Annotated in this window: 19 protein-coding genes and 1 other RNA gene; 9 read left to right on the top strand and 11 right to left on the bottom strand. The window is 66.2% G+C overall.

What is annotated here, in order from left to right:
* Window positions 1-12: 12 nt before the first annotated feature.
* Window positions 13-657: a maleylacetoacetate isomerase gene (gene maiA / locus QWY74_RS03055; protein ID WP_264825996.1), complete on the top strand. Its 645-nt coding sequence runs from the start codon at window positions 13-15 to the stop codon at window positions 655-657.
* Window positions 658-839: 182 nt separating this feature from the next.
* Here maiA and QWY74_RS03060 read toward each other — a convergent pair whose 3' ends face one another.
* Window positions 840-1154 carry a PhzF family phenazine biosynthesis protein gene (locus QWY74_RS03060; RefSeq protein ID WP_264825997.1) on the bottom strand — a complete coding sequence of 105 codons (315 nt, stop codon included), beginning with the start codon at window positions 1152-1154 and terminating at the stop codon, window positions 840-842.
* A gap of 168 nt (window positions 1155-1322) precedes the next feature.
* On the opposite strand from QWY74_RS03060, the gene pyrB reads away from it, so the two are divergent.
* Together pyrB and QWY74_RS03070 are read left to right on the top strand one after the other, a co-directional pair.
* Window positions 1323-2351 (top strand): aspartate carbamoyltransferase, encoded by a 1029-nt coding sequence (pyrB, locus tag QWY74_RS03065; RefSeq protein WP_264825998.1) that lies wholly within the window; start codon window positions 1323-1325, stop codon window positions 2349-2351.
* A gap of 92 nt (window positions 2352-2443) precedes the next feature.
* On the top strand, window positions 2444-3106 hold the full coding sequence (locus QWY74_RS03070) for a hypothetical protein (protein ID WP_264825999.1): 663 nt from the start codon (window positions 2444-2446) through the stop codon (window positions 3104-3106).
* A 44-nt stretch (window positions 3107-3150) separates the two neighbouring features.
* Here QWY74_RS03070 and ruvX read toward each other — a convergent pair whose 3' ends face one another.
* The 4 genes from ruvX to QWY74_RS03090 form a co-directional block, all read right to left on the bottom strand.
* On the bottom strand, window positions 3151-3597 hold the full coding sequence (ruvX, locus tag QWY74_RS03075) for a Holliday junction resolvase RuvX (RefSeq protein WP_264826000.1): 447 nt from the start codon (window positions 3595-3597) through the stop codon (window positions 3151-3153).
* Window positions 3598-3687: 90 nt separating this feature from the next.
* The gene (locus QWY74_RS03080; RefSeq protein ID WP_264826001.1) at window positions 3688-4245 is read right to left on the bottom strand and encodes a YqgE/AlgH family protein; all 558 of its coding nucleotides are present in this window, start codon (window positions 4243-4245) and stop codon (window positions 3688-3690) included.
* A gap of 128 nt (window positions 4246-4373) precedes the next feature.
* On the bottom strand, window positions 4374-5333 hold the full coding sequence (gshB, locus tag QWY74_RS03085) for a glutathione synthase (protein ID WP_264826002.1): 960 nt from the start codon (window positions 5331-5333) through the stop codon (window positions 4374-4376).
* A 235-nt stretch (window positions 5334-5568) separates the two neighbouring features.
* The gene (locus tag QWY74_RS03090; protein ID WP_435389111.1) at window positions 5569-6288 is read right to left on the bottom strand and encodes a CvfB family protein; all 720 of its coding nucleotides are present in this window, start codon (window positions 6286-6288) and stop codon (window positions 5569-5571) included.
* Between the two features lie 220 nt (window positions 6289-6508).
* Between QWY74_RS03090 and QWY74_RS03095 the strand changes: the two genes are divergently transcribed.
* A complete protein-coding gene (locus QWY74_RS03095; RefSeq protein ID WP_264826003.1) occupies window positions 6509-7558 on the top strand; it encodes a homocysteine S-methyltransferase family protein in 1050 nt (349 codons plus the stop codon).
* A gap of 77 nt (window positions 7559-7635) precedes the next feature.
* Here the strand turns inward: QWY74_RS03095 and QWY74_RS03100 are convergent, their stop codons facing one another.
* The 3 genes from QWY74_RS03100 to QWY74_RS03110 are packed head-to-tail and all read right to left on the bottom strand — an operon-like array spanning window position 7636 to window position 9382.
* Complete coding sequence (locus tag QWY74_RS03100) at window positions 7636-8367, bottom strand: 16S rRNA (uracil(1498)-N(3))-methyltransferase (protein WP_264826004.1); 732 nt, start codon at window positions 8365-8367, stop codon at window positions 7636-7638.
* Between the two features lie 33 nt (window positions 8368-8400).
* Complete coding sequence (gene secB, locus QWY74_RS03105) at window positions 8401-8919, bottom strand: protein-export chaperone SecB (protein ID WP_290313705.1); 519 nt, start codon at window positions 8917-8919, stop codon at window positions 8401-8403.
* Between the two features lie 40 nt (window positions 8920-8959).
* The gene (locus tag QWY74_RS03110; protein ID WP_290313706.1) at window positions 8960-9382 is read right to left on the bottom strand and encodes a rhodanese-like domain-containing protein; all 423 of its coding nucleotides are present in this window, start codon (window positions 9380-9382) and stop codon (window positions 8960-8962) included.
* A gap of 270 nt (window positions 9383-9652) precedes the next feature.
* Between QWY74_RS03110 and gpmI the strand changes: the two genes are divergently transcribed.
* The 3 genes from gpmI to QWY74_RS03125 all read left to right on the top strand — a co-directional run bounded on the left by gpmI (window position 9653) and on the right by QWY74_RS03125 (window position 13859).
* Window positions 9653-11227, top strand: coding sequence for a 2,3-bisphosphoglycerate-independent phosphoglycerate mutase (gene gpmI, locus QWY74_RS03115; protein WP_264826009.1), 1575 nt, complete (start codon window positions 9653-9655; stop codon window positions 11225-11227).
* Between the two features lie 65 nt (window positions 11228-11292).
* Window positions 11293-12420: a murein hydrolase activator EnvC family protein gene (locus tag QWY74_RS03120; protein ID WP_290313707.1), complete on the top strand. Its 1128-nt coding sequence runs from the start codon at window positions 11293-11295 to the stop codon at window positions 12418-12420.
* A 137-nt stretch (window positions 12421-12557) separates the two neighbouring features.
* Entirely contained in the window at window positions 12558-13859 is a 1302-nt protein-coding gene (locus QWY74_RS03125) for a S41 family peptidase (protein ID WP_264826011.1), read from the top strand.
* A gap of 6 nt (window positions 13860-13865) precedes the next feature.
* Here the strand turns inward: QWY74_RS03125 and QWY74_RS03130 are convergent, their stop codons facing one another.
* The 3 genes from QWY74_RS03130 to QWY74_RS03140 form a co-directional block, all read right to left on the bottom strand.
* Window positions 13866-15101 (bottom strand): UbiH/UbiF/VisC/COQ6 family ubiquinone biosynthesis hydroxylase, encoded by a 1236-nt coding sequence (locus QWY74_RS03130; RefSeq protein ID WP_264826012.1) that lies wholly within the window; start codon window positions 15099-15101, stop codon window positions 13866-13868.
* Between the two features lie 41 nt (window positions 15102-15142).
* Window positions 15143-16366, bottom strand: coding sequence for a 2-octaprenyl-6-methoxyphenyl hydroxylase (gene ubiH, locus QWY74_RS03135; RefSeq protein WP_264826013.1), 1224 nt, complete (start codon window positions 16364-16366; stop codon window positions 15143-15145).
* Between the two features lie 447 nt (window positions 16367-16813).
* Window positions 16814-17395 carry a YecA family protein gene (locus tag QWY74_RS03140; RefSeq protein WP_264826014.1) on the bottom strand — a complete coding sequence of 194 codons (582 nt, stop codon included), beginning with the start codon at window positions 17393-17395 and terminating at the stop codon, window positions 16814-16816.
* Window positions 17396-17529: 134 nt separating this feature from the next.
* Between QWY74_RS03140 and QWY74_RS03145 the strand changes: the two genes are divergently transcribed.
* On the top strand, window positions 17530-17847 hold the full coding sequence (locus tag QWY74_RS03145; protein ID WP_264826015.1) for a cell division protein ZapA: 318 nt from the start codon (window positions 17530-17532) through the stop codon (window positions 17845-17847).
* Between the two features lie 85 nt (window positions 17848-17932).
* Window positions 17933-18117: non-coding RNA, 6S RNA (ssrS, locus tag QWY74_RS03150), on the top strand.
* Window positions 18118-18126: the final 9 nt, after the last annotated feature.

Below are 18126 nucleotides of genomic sequence, written 5' to 3' on the forward strand. Positions count from 1 at the left end.
GGAGGCAGGCCAATGACGACACTCTACGGCTATTACCGCTCGTCCGCCGCCTACCGGGTGCGCATCGCCCTCAACCTGAAGGGCGTGGCGCATGAGCAGGTCGCGGTCAACCTGGCCCGGGGCGAGCAGCACCACGACGCCTACCACGCCCACAGCCCCCAGGGCCTGGTGCCGGTGCTGGTCACCGATAACGGCCGCCAGCTGACCCAGTCGCTGGCGATCTGCGAGTATCTCGAGGAACGTTACCCGACGCCCGCCCTGCTGCCCGAAGACGCCGAATCGCGTGCCCGGGTCAGGGCGCTGTGCCAGGCCATCGCCTGCGACATTCACCCCTTGAACAACCTGAGGGTACTGCAATACCTGGTAAAGGACCTCGAAGCCGGTGACGACGCCAAGCTGGCCTGGTACCAGCATTGGGTCCACCGCGGCCTTGCCGCCCTGGAGGCCATGCTGACGCGCGAGGCCGGCAGCGGCGACTTCTGTCATGGCGATACGCCGAGCCTGGCGGATGTCTGCCTGGTGCCCCAGGTCTTCAATGCCGAACGCTTCGCCTGCGACCTCTCGGCCTACCCGCGGATCACGCGGATCGCCGACAACGCCCGGGCCCTGGACGCCTTCCAGCGCGCCGCCCCCGGCGCGCAGCCGGATGCCGTTTGAGGCGAGGCGTGGCCCTTGGTACCAGGTATTGTGGATAACTCAGTCCTGTGGATAGAAGGCACCCTCGCCGACCGGCACGGCGGCGCCGCCGACCTCGACCCAAGGTCTGGTCATCCTCGCGGCGCGCCTTCACCTGAATCTCGCTGGGACGCCCCATGTCGACGCCCTGGCGGATGCGCCAGCTACCGCCGCTGCGGCGCGTCCGGGTGCCCAGATAGCCGAACCAGGGCCGCCGCCGCACTGCCGGTGGCCGGATCCTTCTTGAAGCCGGCAAAGGCGCGAATGAAGGTGCGCGTCGCCAGGGAATCTCCGTTCGCCACGTAGAGATAGACCTGTTCGACGCCGCTCGGCGAGATGTGCTGCACCCACTGGCCGATGTCCGGCATCACCTTCGACAGCGACGCTTCGCTGTCAAGAAACACGGCCAGCGGATTGCCCGCCAGGGGCGTGGCGGTGAAGACATCCAGCAGGTAATAGCGCAGCAATGACGCTGTCATGAGATCTTTCGTGTCGAATGGCGTTCACAGGCCTACAGCATAGCGTTCCTGGCGCCGCCCCGCCGCTGCTCAACGCCGCCAGAACGGCACTGCCCCCGAGAGACGGTGAAGCCGCTTCGCCGTGGCGTTACACTGGGCGGGCCATCTCCACCGTCAGCCGAGGCCCGCATGAGTTCCCACCTGCTTTCCGTCGATTCCCTGTCACGCGATGATGTGGACCACCTGATTCGGGTCGCTTCCCGCATGGAGCCGATCGCCCAGCGGCGCAAGGTCACCCGGGTGCTGGAGGGAGCGGTGCTCGGCAACCTCTTCTTCGAGGCCAGTACGCGCACGCGTGTCAGCTTTCATGCGGCCTTCTGCCGCCTGGGTGGCAGCGTCTGCGATACCACCGGCTTCACGTTCTCGTCGATGGCCAAGGGCGAATCGCTGTATGACACCAGCCGAGTGATGAGCGGCTACTGTGACGCCATCGTCATGCGCCACCCCGACCAGGGCTCAGTGGCCGAGTTTGCCGAGGCCACCAATGTGCCGGTGATCAACGGTGGCGACGGCCCCGGCGAGCACCCCAGCCAGGCGCTGCTCGACATCTACACCATCGACAAGGAATTCGCGCTGCGTGGCAAGTCGCTGGCCGGCGCCCATATCCTGCTAACCGGTGACCTCAAGTACGGCCGAACCGTGCATTCGCTGATCAAGCTGCTGTCGCTCTACCCGCCGATGCGCATCAGTCTGGTGGCCCCGCCGGGCCTCGAGATGCCGCGTCATCTGCTCGACCTGGTGGCCTCGCGGGGCCACCGAGTCGAGACTCGCGAAAGCCTGGCCGCCGACTACTCGGATGTGGACATGGTCTACACCACGCGTATCCAGAAGGAACGCTTCACCGCCGAGATGAGCGAGGGCTTCAGCCTGTCCCGGGACTACACCGTAGACAAGGCCTTCATGGACCAACGCGTCAACGACCACGCCATCGTCATGCACCCGCTGCCGCGCGACAGCCGCCCGGATGCCAATGACCTGGACGTAGACCTCAACGCCGACCCGCGCCTGGCGATCTTTCGTCAGACCGACAACGGCATCCCCATGCGCATGGCGATTTTTGCCACCCTGCTGCAGGTCGAGGACCAGGTCGAACGAGACATGCGCGATGTCGGCTGGTTCGTACCGAAGACGTTTGGCGTCAACGACGTCGAGCGCTGACACCATCGGCCGGGCCCGATCGGCGAGTTTCGCCTAAACTGGTAACGCAACCGATGGCGCAGATCGGCAACGGCAACCGGGGAGGCGAGCCAATGAACCTGCAACGTGCCTATATCCTGCTGGCCATTTTCTATACGGGACTGCTAGCCGTGGGTCTTGTGGCCATGCTGATAGGCGGCGGCCCCCCTCTGGCCCTCTTTCAGCTGGCACTGGGCGGCGTGGCCATTGCCGGCCTGTGGGGCTACTTCCTCGAACGGCCGGTCTTCAACTGCCGCACCTGGCAGCCCTTTGCCGGCCTGCTGGTGGTCAGCATGGCGGCCCAGATGTGGCTGATCATCAGTGCCTCGCCCTCGAGCGGCGAGCTCACCTGGCTACTGGCCGGCCTGATCTTCAGCGCCCCGGCGGCCCTGCTGCTGTTCCACTATGGCCAGCGCGACCAGGACCTGTGGGCCACTACGGGGGAGCGCCAGGGTGGTCAGGCCCTGGCGGCACTGCTCGAACAGCAGCAGGAGCTGGAGGTGGACCGTCAGCAGGTGCCACGCCCCGCCAGTGTCCGTATCACCCACAAGGGCGACCACTACCGGGCGAGCGTGATACGCGGTCAGGGGGAGACGGCCGAGCACTTCGTGCGGCGTTTTCAGCGCCCGGCTACCCTGGCCTTCTTCATCGAGCGCTTCACCTGCCTCGAGATCGGCGATTTCGTGGCCAAATACCGGGACGAAGAGGAACAGCGAGCGGAAGCCACTTCGGGCTAGAGTCGCCGCGTATCCGGGTATCGAGTGAGGGGCGCCGCCGGTGATCAACCACCTTCTCGGCGCGGCAGGCCCTCCCGGTCGGCCAGCCAGCCTTCGAGGATCAGCACCGCGGCCAGGCCGTCGACGCCATCGTCACGGTAGTTGCCGCGATGCCCGGCATCGCGGGCGATGGACTTGGCTTCCCGGGTGGAGCCACGCTCGTCGGCCATCTCGCAGGGGATACCATAGCGGCCGAAGAGGCGCTTGCCGAACTTGCGCGCCCGGGTGCTCATGACGCTTTCGGTGTTGTCCATGTTGAGCGGCAGGCCGACCACGAACAGATCGGGCTGCCACTCCTCGATCAGGCGCGATACCTGCTGCCAGTCGGGAATGCCGTCCCGCGCCGGCAGCGAGTCCAGCGCCCGGGCGCTGGCGGTCAGCTCGTTGCCCACCGCCACGCCGATACGCCGCGTGCCGAAGTCGAAGCCGAGGATCAAGCGCGGCGCGCTCACGCCCTGCCCCCGCATCCCGCATCCAGAGGGGGGCGCATGCCACGGCCGGCATCTGCCCGGCGGGCCCAGGCGTCATGAGGAGCCGGCCTGTCAGCCATGTCCCGCTTCACGGGTCATCAGGTTGAGATCCACGCCCAGGACGCCAGCACTGGCGGTCAGGCGCTGCTCGGGTTCGACCTCGAAGAGGATATCGGAACGCCCTTCCACGGTGAGCCAGGCATTGTCCTTGAGCTCGGACTCGAGCTGGCCGGATTCCCAGCCGGCACAGCCGAGGCAGACCAGGAAACGCGTCGGACCCTCGCCTCTGGCCAGGGCCTGGAGGATGTCCATGGAGGTTGTCAGGGCGATGTCCTCGGAGACCTGCAGGCTCGAATCCCAGGTCTCGCTGCTGCCCTCGTGGAGGATGAAGCCGCGATCCTTGTGGGTCGGGCCACCATAGTAGACCGGCTCGTTGCGGTACGGGCTTTCGTTACCCTCGAGCTCGAGCTGCTCGAAGAGCGAATCCAGGGTCAGCTCCAGGGGCTTGTTGACGATGACGCCCATGGTACCCTTTTCGTCGTAGTCGCACAGATAGGTCAGCGAGCCGGCGAAATTGGAATCTTCCAGATGCGGCATGGCCATCAGGAAGTGATTTTTCAGACTTTGCATGAGACTCCCCGGCGGTATTGTCGAACGCCGTCATGTTTACCTTCGCCGAATCAACGGGTCGGGGCGGCAGGCTCGACACCTGCCACCCTGCGATGCCCTTTCGGCATTACCCGGGGATTGTATCACCTCTACCCGGCCGTACGCCGAGCGATGGCATCCATCAGTGACCCGGCGATGTCGGTACCGCGCTGGTCGTCGATCTCGCGCACACAGGTCGGGCTGGTCACATTAATCTCTGTGATGAAATCGCCGATGACATCGAGCCCCACGAACATCAGCCCCTTGTCACGGATCATCGGCTGGACCTGTTCGACCAGCCAGTAATCGCGCTCGGTGAGCTCGCGACTGACGCCCCGGCCCCCGGCGGCCAGGTTGCCCCGGGTCTCGCCGGCCGAGGGCACCCGCGCCAGCCCGTAGGGCACCGGCTCCCCCTCGATCAGCAGGATGCGCGTGTCGCCGTCCTTGATTTCCGGGAGGTAGCGCTGCGCCATGGCCTGACGCTGGCCGCGCTCGGTGAGCAGCTCGATCACCGAGCCGAGATTGCGGCCCTCGGGGCCGATGTGAAAGATGCCGCTGCCGCCCATGCCGTCCAGCGGCTTGAGGATGATGTCGCCATGCTCGGCATGGAAGCGACGGATTTCGGCATCGCGGCAGGCAACCAGGGTCGGCGCGCAGCATTGCGGGAACTGCTGGGCGAAGAGCTTTTCGTTGCACGCAAGCAGCGCCCGGGTGGGATTGACCACCAGCACGCCCTCGCGCTCGGCGAAGCCCAGAAGGTGCACGGCGTCCAGGAAACGGCCGTCCACCGGTGGGTCCTTGCGCATCAGCACCACGTCGAGCTCGGCGAGGGGCGCCACCCGCGACTCGCCCAGCGCATACCAGTGCTCGGGATCACGGAAGACCTCCAGTTCCTGCCGGCGGGCATGGGCCCGGCCGTCCTGCAGGAAGAGGTCTTCCTGCTCCATGTAATACAGCGACCAGCCGCGATCCTGGGCGGCCCAGAGCATCGCCAGGCTGGTGTCTTTCTTGTAGCTGAGATCGGCGATGGGATCCATCACCACGCCAACCTTGAGGGGAGCTTGGCTCATCGCATCGGTTTCCGGCATCGAGGGAAGAAGACGACCAGTATGCCGCATGGGCGACAGGGTCACCAAGGCCAGGCATCGAGGCGCTATGAACCCATCCCTGGGCGCTACATTTGCCATTCATGGCAAATGAACTTCTTTTCGGCCTGCCCCCGGCGCGCTTTACCTTGAGTTGCTGTACGCCTCCTCATAGACCTATCGCCGGATATGCCGCACTACCCGGCATCGGCCTCGGGCATCATCCTTGTCCTGGCACCAGGCGGATGCCGGTCGGCTCCAGGCGGATGACACCCTGTTTGTAGAGGCGGCCGATGGCCTGCTTGAAGGCATTCTTGCTGACGCCCAGGCGCGCCTTGATCTCCGCCGCCGAGCTCTTGTCACCCAGCGGCAGATAGCCGCCACTCTCGCGCAGGGCCTTGAGCACCGACTCGCCGACCACATCCAGGCGCGCCGAACCGCTCGGCAGCAACGACAGATCCAGGCGGCCGTCATCGCGTACCCGCTTTACATAGCCGGTGACGCCCTGCCCCCGGCGCAGGGGCCGGTTGACCTCATCGCGATACAGCAGGCCCCAGAAACGCCGCTCGACCACGGCCTTGTAGCCCAGATCCGTCGCCTCGGCGATGACCAGCGCCACCTCATCCCCGGCACTCAGGCCTTCCGCTACGTCGGCAACATGCCGATCCAGACGCTGGCTGGCCACCGGGCGCCCCTGTTGATCTTCATAAATCTTGACCAGCACACGCCGCCCGACAGTGGGATGAAAGCGCTGCTCGCCATAGGGCAGCAACAGGTCACGGGAGTGCCCCCAGTCCAGGAAGGCCCCTGTCTCGTTGACCGTGACCACCGGCAGGTAGGCCACATCTCCGAGGTTCGCCCTGGGCTCCCGGGAGCGGCGCATTGGCTCGCGGCGGGAGTGGCCGGCAGGCGAGGCGGGACGATGGCGAGAGTCAGACATGACGGGCATACCGATCGGGAGTGTCTGCGCATTGTCTCGCGAAGGCGCCGCCAGCAAAAGCCGCCGTTGCCTGCCAGGTATGCCGTCATGGCACCTCGATCGCCCACCACATGAATTTCATTCACCTGATGCGGGAGAAACCTTCATTGGTGCTCATGGCGAGAAGACTGTCAGAATGCGCTCTCATGGCAGACACCAACCAGCGGGGAGACATTCATTCATGGCAGACGATCTGATCACCCAGCGGCTCGACCAGGGCCCCCTCATCTGTGCCGAAGGCTTTCTGTTCGAGCTCGAGCGGCGCGGTTATCTCTCGGCCGGCGAGTTCGTGCCCGAAGTGGCGCTGCTGCGTCCCGACGCCCTGGAAGCCCTGCACCGCGATTTCCAGCATGCCGGCTCCGACATTGTTCAGGCCTTCACCTACAATGGCCACCGCGAAAAAATGCGCGTGATCGGCAAGGAGGAACTGCTCGAGCCGCTGAACCGCGCGGCCCTGCAAATTGCCCGCAGGGTGGCCGATGAGCAGCCCGGCAACCTGATGGCCGGCAACATTTCCAACAGCAATGTCTGGGACCCGGACGACCCTGCCTCCCAGGAGAGCGTGCGCGCCATGTTCGATGAGATGGTGCAATGGGCCGCCGAGGAAGGCGCCGACTTCATCATCGGCGAAACCTTCTACTATGCCGGCGAAGCGCAGGCGGCCCTGGAAGCGATCAAGGCCAGGGGGCTGCCGGCCGTGATCACCCTGGCGCCGATGGCCGAGAACCGCCTGGTCGATGGCCCCGGCATTGTCGAGACTTGTGTCGCGCTGGAGCGCAACGGCGCCAGCGTGGTCGGCCTGAACTGCTTCAGGGGGCCGGATACCATGCAGCCATGGATCGAGCAGATTCGTGCCGCCGTGGACTGCCATGTGGCGGCCCTCCCGGTGACCTATCGCACCACCGAGCAGGAGCCCACCTTCTTCAACCTCTCGGACGACCCGGGGTGCAGCTGCCCGTCTCCCCATGGCCGCGCCTTCCCGACGGCGCTGGACCCCTTGTTCTGCAACCGCTATGAACTGGGCCGCTTCGCCCGCGACGTGCATGCCCAGGGGGTCAACTATCTCGGCGTTTGCTGCGGCGCCTCGCCGATGCATGTGCGTGAGGTGGCCATGGCCGTGGGTCGTGAGCCCCAGGCCGCCCGCTTTGCCGAGCGCATGGAAAACCACTTCATGTACGGCAAGCATGACCGCCTGCCGGACCATATCGCCGCGCTGGGCGACAAGGCCTGACAGGCAACGTCAGAGATGTTGCCAGCAGCGGTAGGGGAAAGGTGGCAGAAAGCATGCCGCAGGGGACCACCGCCCTGCTATAAGTCCCCGAAGCGGTCCTGCAGCAGAGTCAGCGCGACCACGGGGGCGGTCTCGGTGCGCAGGATGCGCGGGCCGAGAGTCAGGGCATGGAAGCCGGCCTGGGTGGCGGCGTCGATTTCCGTCTCGGAGAGCCCACCTTCCGGGCCGATCAACAGCGCAGCGCGTTCGGGGCTGTCCTGACGATCCAGCGCACCGGGGGTGCCGGGGTGCAGCGCCAGGCGCAGCGGCTCGTCGCGGTCGGCCAACCACTCGGCCAGGCTGCGTGGCGGGTGAACCGCGGGCAGGGTGGCGCGGCCACACTGTTCGCAGGCACTGGCGGCCACGGCCTGCCAGTGGGCCAGCTTCTTCGCCTCACGCTCGCCCTTGAGACGCACATCGCCATGCTCGGTGTACAACGGCGTGATGGCCGTGACACCGAGCTCCACCGCCTTCTGGATGGCGTAGTCCATGCGATCCCCCTTGGAGATCGCCTGCCCCAGATGGACCGCCAGCGGTGACTCGCCTTGCCCGGCGGCGACATGCTCGATAAGCGCCACCACCCGCTTGCGGTCGGCCTCGGTGAGCACGGCCGCGGCCTCGTGCCCACGGCCATCGAACAGCACCACGGGCGCGCCGACACCGAGCCGCAGGACACGGCTCAGATGGCGCGCCGGGCCTTCCGGCAGCACGATGTCGCCACCGGGCGAGAACTCGGCGGCGACATGAATACGAGGGGCCTTGGTCGACATGAAATGCGCCCGCTTGTGCAACAGCCCAACCGCTTACTGGGTGGCCTGTTCGCCCTGCTGTTGCTCGGCCTCGCGCTGCTTGCGCTGGGCGTAGATCGCCTCGAAGTTGACCGGCGCCAGCATCAGCGGCGGGAAGCCGCCACGATTGACCAGGCTGTCGATGCACTCACGGGCATAGGGGAAGAGCACATTGGGGCAGAAGGCGCCCAGGGTGTGGTCCAGCTGGTTCTCTTCCAGTCCGCCGATGCGGAACATGCCGGCCTGCTCGACTTCGGCCAGGAAGGAGGTCGTGCCTTCTTCGGCGTGGGTCACCTGGGCCGTGATCTTGACCACCACCTCGTAGAGGTCCTCGTCGATCTTCTGGTGGCTGGTATCCAGGTCGAGTCCGACCTTGGGCTTGAACGGCTGCTGGAAGACCGCCGGAGAGTTCGGTGCCTCGAAGGACAGGTCCTTGACATAGATGCGCTGCAGCGCGAACTGCACCTGCGGCTTGTCCTGCTGGTCGGTGGCCTGGCCGTTGGCGCCAGCCGCCTGGTTGTTGTCTTCCGCCATAGTAATTCGTCCTTAAGAGTGAATGGATCGGGAAAGCGCTTCACTTCTTGACCAGCGGCAGCCCATCGGACTGCCACTGGGTCATGCCGCCCTTGAGCTTGAACGCCCGCTCGAAGCCCGCCTTGGCCAGCTTGCTCTGGACGGCACCAGCGGTCTGGCCATGCTTGCAGACCACGATGACCGGCTTGCTCTTGTGCTTCTCGAGCTCGTTCATGCGGTCATCGATGCTGCCCTGGGGAATGTTGCGTGCGCCGGCAATATGCCCCGCCTTGAAGTCCTTGGCCTCGCGGATATCAACCACGACGGCATCCTCGCGATTGACCAGCTGGGTGGCCTCGCCGGTCGTCACGCCATGGGCGCCGCTGTTGCGAACTTCATAAAGCAGCCAGGCGAGCAATACCAGCAGGAAGGCACCCACCAGCAACGGGTGGTTCTGCACAAATTCAAACAGCTGATCGATCATGGCTCGGGGTAACTCTTCGTCGGGTGCACGGTGAACGGGCCGGCCCTGTGCCGGCGGGCCCAGTATACATGATGCAAGGGGGGTGCGAGGACGCCCCAAATGACGCCCGGCGGGCCCGTGCGCTATGATGCCGTATGCAGTGGCAAGTCGCGACCCCGATCAGGCCCCGATTGCGGCCTGAACCGTCAGGCAGACCGGCCACACCTCACTCAGGATCTGGACATTGCCCAGGGTGATGCGCCCACCGCTTCTTCACAACGAGGCCCTTCGATGACCGATACTTCGACTCCGACGCCCCGCCCGGTAGCCCTGATCATCCTCGACGGTTACGGCCATAATCCGGATGCCGAGCACAATGCCGTGCAGGCAGCCCACACCCCCAACATGGACCGCCTGTGGGCCGAGCGCCCGCATGCCCTGCTGAACACCGACGGCCGCCATGTCGGCCTGCCGGACGGCCAGATGGGAAACTCGGAAGTCGGCCACATGAACCTCGGCGCCGGACGTGTCGTCTACCAGGACTTCACGCGCATCACCAAAGCCATCGAGGACGACGAACTGGCCACCAATGCGGTGCTGACCGATGCCATCGATGCCGCCGTGAGCGCCGATCGAGCCGTCCACCTGCTGGGGCTGTTGTCGCCGGGGGGCGTGCACAGCCATGAAGACCACATCCTGGCCATGGCCGAGCTGGCCGCCCAGCGCGGCGCCCAACGCATCTACCTGCATGCCTTCCTGGATGGCCGCGACACCGCGCCCAAGAGCGCCCACGCCTCCATCGAACGCGCCAACGCCCGACTGGCCGAGCTGGTCGGCGCCGGCAATGGCTTTGTGGCCTCGCTGATCGGCCGCTACTTCGCGCTGGACCGCGACAACCGCTGGGACCGCGTCGAGCAGGCCTATCGCCTGATCACCGAGGGCCATGCGGCGCATCACGCCGAGAGTGCCGAGGCCGGCCTGCAGGCGGCCTACGAGCGCGATGAAACCGACGAGTTCGTCAGCGCCACCGCCATCACCCCGACAGGCTCGCCCGTGGCGCTGCAGGACGGCGATGCCGCCCTGTTCATGAACTTCCGCGCCGACCGGGCCCGCGAGCTGACCCGCGCCTTCGTGCTGGACGACTTCGACGGCTTCCAGCGCCGCACCCGCCCCAGCCTGGCCAACGGCAGCCTGGTCACCATGACCCAGTATGCCGCCGACATTCCGGCCCCGGCCGCTTTTCCGCCCAACGACCTGCCCAACACCCTGGGCGAGGTCATGGAACAGCGTGAGCTCAACCAGCTGCGCATCGCCGAGACGGAAAAGTACGCGCATGTCACCTTCTTTTTCTCCGGCGGTCGCGAGGCCGAGTTCCAGGGCGAAACGCGCATCCTCGTGCCCTCGCCCCAGGACGTGAGGACCTATGACGAGAAGCCGGAGATGAGCGCCGTCGAGGTCACCGACAAGCTGATCGCCGCCATCGAGTCCGGCACCTTCGACCTGATGGTCTGCAACTACGCCAATGGTGACATGGTCGGCCATACCGGCGACTTCGACGCCGCCGTGGCGGCCATCGAAGCCGTGGATGCCTGCGTCGGCCGCGTGGTCGAGGCCATCGAGAAGGCGGGTGGCGCCTGTCTGATCACTGCCGATCACGGCAACGCCGAACAGATGGTCCACCCACAGACCGGCGCGCCGCAGACCGCCCACACCACCTTCCAGGTGCCCCTGATCTATGTGGGTGAGCGTCAGAAACGTCTGCTCGATGATGGCAGCCTGTGCGACCTCGCCCCGACACTGCTGGCCATGATGGACCAGCCGGTGCCCGAGGAGATGACCGGCCGGACTCTGATCACAGCACCGTGACTCGGCTGGCCCTGACCTCTACGCCCTCGCGGCAGCGCCGGTGGCGGGTGCGATATGTCGCGGGCATGCTGATCGCTGTGCTGGCTCTGATGGGCGCCGGCCCATCACCGGTGCTTGCCGTGAGCGAGGAGCGTGAGGCGCAGCAGCGTCTCGATGACATCGGCGAGCGCATACAGGATGTCACCCGCGAGCTCGACGCCACTCGGCAGGCGCGCGACGAGGCCAGCCAGGCGCTGCGCGACATCGAGACCTCGCTGGCCGAGACCCACCGGCGCCTGGACGACATCCAGGCCCGGCGGCGAGCCCTGCGTGACGAGGTCGTGGCGCTCGAGGAGCGGCGCGCCAGCCTGGAGGCGGAACGCGAGCAGCAACTGGCCGCCCTGGCGCAACAGATGGACGCCCTCTATCGGCTGGGCCTAACGCCTCAGCTCAAGCTGTTGCTCAACCAGGACGACCCAGGCCGCCTCGATCGCCTGCAGACCTATCTCAACCGCCTGGCCGAGGCGCGCAACCAGCGTCTCGAGGAGCTCGACAAGCTGGACACAGCCCTCGACGACAACCAGCAGCAACTCGACGAACGCGGTCGCCAGCTCGACACGCTGGCCGCCGAGCTGAAGGAGCGCTCGGCCGAACTGGCCAGCCAGATGGACAAACGCGAGGCCCTGGTCGCCGATCTCAATGAGCGCTACGACTCCAGGCAAGCACGCCTCTCGGCGCTCGACGCAGAGCAGGAGCAGGCCGAACGGGTCCTGCAGGAAGTCCAGGAGCGTGTGGCGCGGCTGGAGCGGCCACCGCCCTCCACGGCGATCGGTGAAACCCGCGGCGACCTGCCCTGGCCGGTACAGGGCCAGCTCACCTCGGTCTTTCACCAGGGACGCGGGGTGCATCGCAATGGCATGATGATCCGCGCCTCCGCCGGCACCGCCGTCAACGCCGTGCATGCCGGCCGGGTAGTATTCGCCGACTGGATGCGGGGCTTCGGCAACCTGCTGATCATCGACCACGGGGATGGCGTCATGACCCTGCATGCGCACCTCAGCCACTTCACGGCCGAGGTCGGCGCAGCGGTCCAGGCCGGCCAGCGCATTGGCGCGGTGGGCGTCTCCGGTGGCCAGGCATCCCCGGGACTCTACTTCGAGGTACGCCGTGCCGGCGATCCCATCGATCCGCAGAGTTGGATCGCCAGCCGCTGACGTCGCCCGCTGATGTCGCCCGCTGCCGGGAACTGGCGGCGCGCTGGAGCGAAACGTCGGGAAGCCGCGGTGATTGTTTTCCTGGCCCCCCTGGTCACGCTATGCTGGCCCCATCTTCACGAACTGCGAGACACCGCATGTCCCTACGCCCCGCTGGCCAAGCCCCTGTATGGCGCCGCCTGATCACGATCTGGCTCCCCGTCTGCCTGCTGTTGGCTCCGCTGACTAGCGTGATGGCGCAGGAGGGCCAGCAAGAGGACGATTTGCCGGTCGCCGAGATCCAGGCCTTTGCCGAGATATTCGAACGCATCAAGCGGGCCTATGTGGAAGAGGTCGACGATGCCACCCTGCTGCAGAATGCCATGCGCGGCATGCTCAGCGAGCTCGACCCGCACTCGGCCTATCTGGACAGCGAGGCCTACGAAAGCCTGCGCGAGTCGACCCAGGGCGAATTCGGCGGCGTCGGCATCGAGGTCGGCAAGCGCGATGGGCAGCTCACCGTGATCACCCCCATCGACGACACGCCGGCGTTCGAGGCCGGCCTGCAGGCCCAGGACAGCATCCTGCGCATCGATGACACGCCCACCGAGGGCCTGTCGCTGCAGGAGGCAGTCGACCTGATGCGCGGCGAGCCCGGCACACAGGTTCGCCTGACCATCATGCGCAGCGGTGAGGACGGGCCTCGCAACATCACCCTGGAGCGCGAGATCATTCGCACCCAGAGCGTCAAGCACGACATGCTCTCGCCGGGCTATGGTTACCTGCGCATCAGCCAGTTCCAGACCCGCACCGCCGACCAGGTCGTCAATGCGCTCAACGAACTGACCGAAGAGCAAGCGCTTCAGGGGCTGGTGCTCGACCTGCGCAACAACCCCGGGGGCGTGCTGCAGGCCGCGGTCGACGTGGCCGATGCCTTCATGCGCGAGGGCCGTATCGTCTATACCGAAGGCCGGCTGCCCGACAGCGAGCTCAGCTTCTCCGCCCACAGCCAGACCGTGGCCCCCGAGGTCCCCCTGGTCATTCTGATCAATGGCGGCAGTGCCTCGGCGGCGGAAATCGTCGCCGGTGCCCTCCAGGATCAGCGCCGCGGCGTGGTGATGGGCACCCAGAGCTTCGGCAAGGGATCGGTGCAGCAGATCATGCCGCTGGGCGAAAACGAAGCTCTCAAGCTGACCACGGCGCGCTATTACACGCCCGACGGCCGTTCCATCCAGGCCCAGGGCATCGAGCCGGATGTGCGGGTGGTGCGCGGCCGCCTAGAGGTGGCCCAGGACAACGGCCTGCAGGTCCGTGAGGCCGATCTGGATGGCCACCTGGCGGGCAATGGCGATGACGACGCTGACAGCCGCCTGAATGCCCGCCTGCGGGACGACTACCAACTGGGCGAGGCGCTGAACCTGCTCAAGGCGCTGAACGTTCTGGAAGAGCGCAAGCGCTGAGCCCGCTCAACGGCAGCTGGCGGGCAGGCGCCCGCGGCGCCCGGCCGCCTGCTGCATCAAGAGGCGCTTGAGCGGCCCCAGCCGGTCGACGCTGCTGAGCCCGAGATTGCGGGCCAGCGTCCAGGCCGGGTGCCGGGTACCGAACAGCACCCGGAAGGCATCCATCAGTCGCAGCATCAGCGCGTTGTCGCCGCGCCGTCGGCGTGCATAGCGCGCCAGCCAGACCTCATCGCCCAAGCCCAGCCCCCGCCGCCGGGCCACCAGCAACTCTTCGGCCAGCACGGCCACATCCATCAGCCCCAGGTTGGCCCCCTGACCCGCCAGGGGGTGAATGCTGTGGGCCGCATCGCCGACCAGCGCCAGCCCGGGCCGCGTGTATTGTTCAGCATGCCGCTGCGTCAGGGCAAAGCTCACCGCCGAATCGACCACGTCGACTTGCCCCAGACAGGCGTCGATGCCCGAGCGCAGCTCCGTTCCCAACGCTTCCGACGATAGCCCGGTGAGATGCTCGGCGCGGTCCGGCGAGGTCGACCAGACAATCGAACAGTGGCGGGCGTGCTCGTCCAGCGTCAGCGGCAGGAAGGCCAGGGGACCATCGGCCAGAAAGGCCTGGCGCGCCACACCATCATGCGGGCGTTCGGTTTGCACCGTGGTAACCACCGCCACCTGGCCGGTGTCGGCGGCGCGAGTGTTGATGCCGGCCATGTCGCGCAGCGGCGAGCGTGCTCCGTCAGCGGCCACCACCAGGGGCGCCGCCAGACGGCTGCCGTCCGCCAGTGTCACCACCGAGGTGGCCTGCTCCCTGGAGAACTCGGCCACCCTCGCCGCAAAGCGCCGCTGCACACTGGGCAGGGCCGCCAGGCGGGCCTCCAGCGCCGCCAGCACCACCGCATTTTCCACAATATGCCCAAGAACCGGCAACCCCGCCTGATCGGCTGAAAAGCGGATCTCACCGGAGCCCTCGGCGTCCCAGACCTGCATGTGGTGATAGGGCGTGACCCGCCGCTGCTGCATCGCTTGCCAAATCCCAAGCCCCTCGAGCAGACGCTGCGAGACGGGCGTCAAAGCACTGACACGCGGATCGGCAGCGCCTCGGCCGGCGGCTTCGGCATCCACGGGACCCTCGCGGGCGTCCATCAGGGTCACGTCGACACCGGCCTGACCCAACAGGCAGGCCAGGGTCGCGCCGACCATTCCTGCACCGACGATTATGACTTCACTCTCTGCCGTTTCAGACGTCATCGCTTGTCCTTCCTGTGCATCCTGACTGTTGACCCGACCGTTCATCGCTCCAGGCCCATGGCGCGTCGCCCCAGGGTACGGCGCAACGGACCGACCAGGTTGAGCCCCATCAGCCCCGCTGCTCGTGCGTGCGACAACAGCGGGTGATCACGCCCGAAGAGCCGCACCAGGCCATCGCTGAAACGAATGACGTTATCCCGGTCGTTACGGCGTCGCGCCTCGAAGTCGTCAAGGGTCGCCTTGGCACCGGGCGCCACTCCCTCCACGCGCCCGGCTTCGATGGCGCCCACCAGATCCATGACACCACGCAGCGCCAGATTGAAGCCCTGGCCGGCTACCGGATGCAAGGCGTGCGCCGCATTGCCCATCACGGCAAGGCCGGGGCGAATGCTTTCACTGGCCGTTACCAGGGAAAGCGGGTAGGTGTAACGCTTGCCGATGCGCCGGAAACGACCCGCTCTGTCACCGAAAGTCGCCTGCAGCTTCGCCAGGAAGTCCGCCTCGCTCAAGGCTAGTGCCGCCTGTTCGGCCCCCGCCTCGAAGGTCCAGACCAGTTCCATGCGCTGCCCGGCGAGGGGCAGCAGGGCAATGGGGCCCGAGGGGCTGAAACGCTCATAGGCCATGCCCTGATGCGCTCGGTCGACCTCGACAGTGGCGATGACCGCCACTTGTTCATAGGACGCCTCGTGGCTGTCGATGCCCAGCCGCTCCTTGAGTCCGGAACGCCCCCCATCCGCCAGCACGGTCAGCCCGGCCTCCAGCCGCTCACCGCTGGAAAGTTGCATGCGGTGGCCGTTATCGGTGGCCTCAATGGCCTCCACCCTGGCCGGGCAGTACCAGTCCAGCGGTAACGTCTGGAGTCGACGGTGCAACACCCGGCCCATCCAGGCATTAGGGATCACATGCCCCATGGCCGTGTCACCAAACTCCTCGGCGCGCAGGCGAGTCACCCCCAGCCGACCCTGCTCGCTGACGTGAATGCAGCGAATCGGCGTTGCGCGTTCGGCCATCGCCTCCCACAGCCCCAGGCTGTCGAAGTGATGCGACGACCCCAGGGAAATGGCACTGGCCCGGGCATCGAAGCTGGGCTGCCAGGGGGTCTCGAGATCCTCGGGCAGGGGCGCCGCTTCGATCACCGCCACGCTGGTGCCGTGGCGCTGCATCATCGGCGCCAGGGCAGCCCCCAGGCTGGCACCCACCAGGCCGCCGCCGATGATCGCAATATCCGCCTGGTGCCAGGCGTCGTGGGCAGGGGAATGGTTCATGCCAGGCTCCATAATTTCATAACGTACATTACATAAAGCATCGAAACCTCAGCCTGCTAACGGTTAAAGACTGACCAAATGCTCCCTCAATAAAGCCTTCCGGAGGCAAGCCATTGCCGACCCGACGCGCACATCCCGTGTGCCCCGCCCCATGGCAATCGACACCGGACGCCTGAAGCGGCCGGTGACAGTTGAAGACATCCGTGAGGGAGTGAGGCATGCCATCCGCTGATGGGGCGGAAAGCGGCCATGGAAGGCGCCACCTTCCATGCAGGACGGTGGGGACTGCGACGGCGCGATCAGGCCCCTGGCAGGCGGCCCGACCGCGCGTCAGCGCCCGCCATGCGGGTGTTCGGCCGCGTGGCGCAAGGACCTGCCCCCATCCCTTCCAAGGTAGCGCAGTGGCCCGCGGTTGTCCGCCCCGGGGAGGCCAAGGGGCCGCCTAAGTCAGTGTGCGGGGCCCTGCTGCTCGGCCTGTTCCACCTGGGGCTGCCCGGGGTGCTGCTCGGTGTAGAGCATCATGGCAGCCATCCGGGCATGCTCGGTCAGGGCGAAAAGATCATTCTCGTTCTCGCTGCTGTCGTCGATATCGGTCTCGATATCAGTCAGCCCCGCCAGGTCGTCGATGGCCTCGCGCAAGGCCTCGGACCACTGTTTGCGCGGCTCCTCGCCGGCATCGCGGACCACCTCCAGAAAGCCCAGCGTCCAGTCCTGCAGGCCCTGGGCTCGCTCCGCCAGGGAAAACAGCTCATCCGGCAACAGGGGCTCGTAATTCATTTCCGCCGCAGAGAGGGCTTCCAGGGTATGGCGACGCCAGCCCAGCAGCTGCTCCGCCGAGGCTTCATCACGGGGCTGCTCGACGCCCAGGTTGTAGCAGACCATCTGCAGCCAGCCGGCGGCATCCAGGTCCTGCAGCGCTAGCGAGGCGCACAGGCGACCATCCAGAAACGCTGGCGCCTGCATGCTGCCATGCAGCAGGAAGATATCGGCAATCGAGGAAAAGTCCGGGCGTTCGTTGATCAGTGACATATCGCGATTCCTGGAAGAGCGCCTGGCGCGTTGACCGCACTTGAGGCGCTCTCTTATAGTGACTGAAACTCGTATACACCCAGATGTTAACGCATCGTCCCCCCGAGACGCGCCCTCGGCCCTCCGGAGCATCCATGAGCGACTCTTCTAGGCCTACCATCGACATCACGCTACTGGAACGCCAGTACACCATTGCCTGCCCGCCGGAAGAAGAAGACAAGCTCGAGCGGGCCGCGCGCTACCTCGACCGCGCCATGCAGGGCATTCATTCCCAGGGCAAGGTCATGGATCGCGAAAAGGTCGCCATCATGGCAGCGCTGAACATAGCCAACGAGCTGCTGGAGACCCACGATGAGCAGCGCCTCGGCGAACAGAACCTCAGCGAGCTGAGCGAGCGCCTCGACAAGGCCCTGAGCCAGACCTCACCCAAGCGGGAGGGTCACGCGGACTGATCCCTACCTCATTCGCGCCCAACATCAAGCATTATTTCCCTGGTTCGCGACTTTGGCCAAATGCCTGCCTCTGCTAGGATAGAAATGTTCCCTGGAGGGTTAGCCAGTCATTATCGTCCCTCGAGCCTATGAGCATTACCCAGGGGGCCAATTGCTAGCCGAACCCGTGTGCATGTCCGTGAGACGGAAAGCCTGACGGTTCGGCTGCGGCCACCCACCTTGAACCAATGGGTTCAAGGGCCAGAATGACAGCGGCTCTCCGGGGAACTTCATCGCTCG

It is taken from the genome of Halomonas almeriensis (assembly GCF_030409235.1).
GTDB lineage: Bacteria > Pseudomonadota > Gammaproteobacteria > Pseudomonadales > Halomonadaceae > Halomonas > Halomonas almeriensis.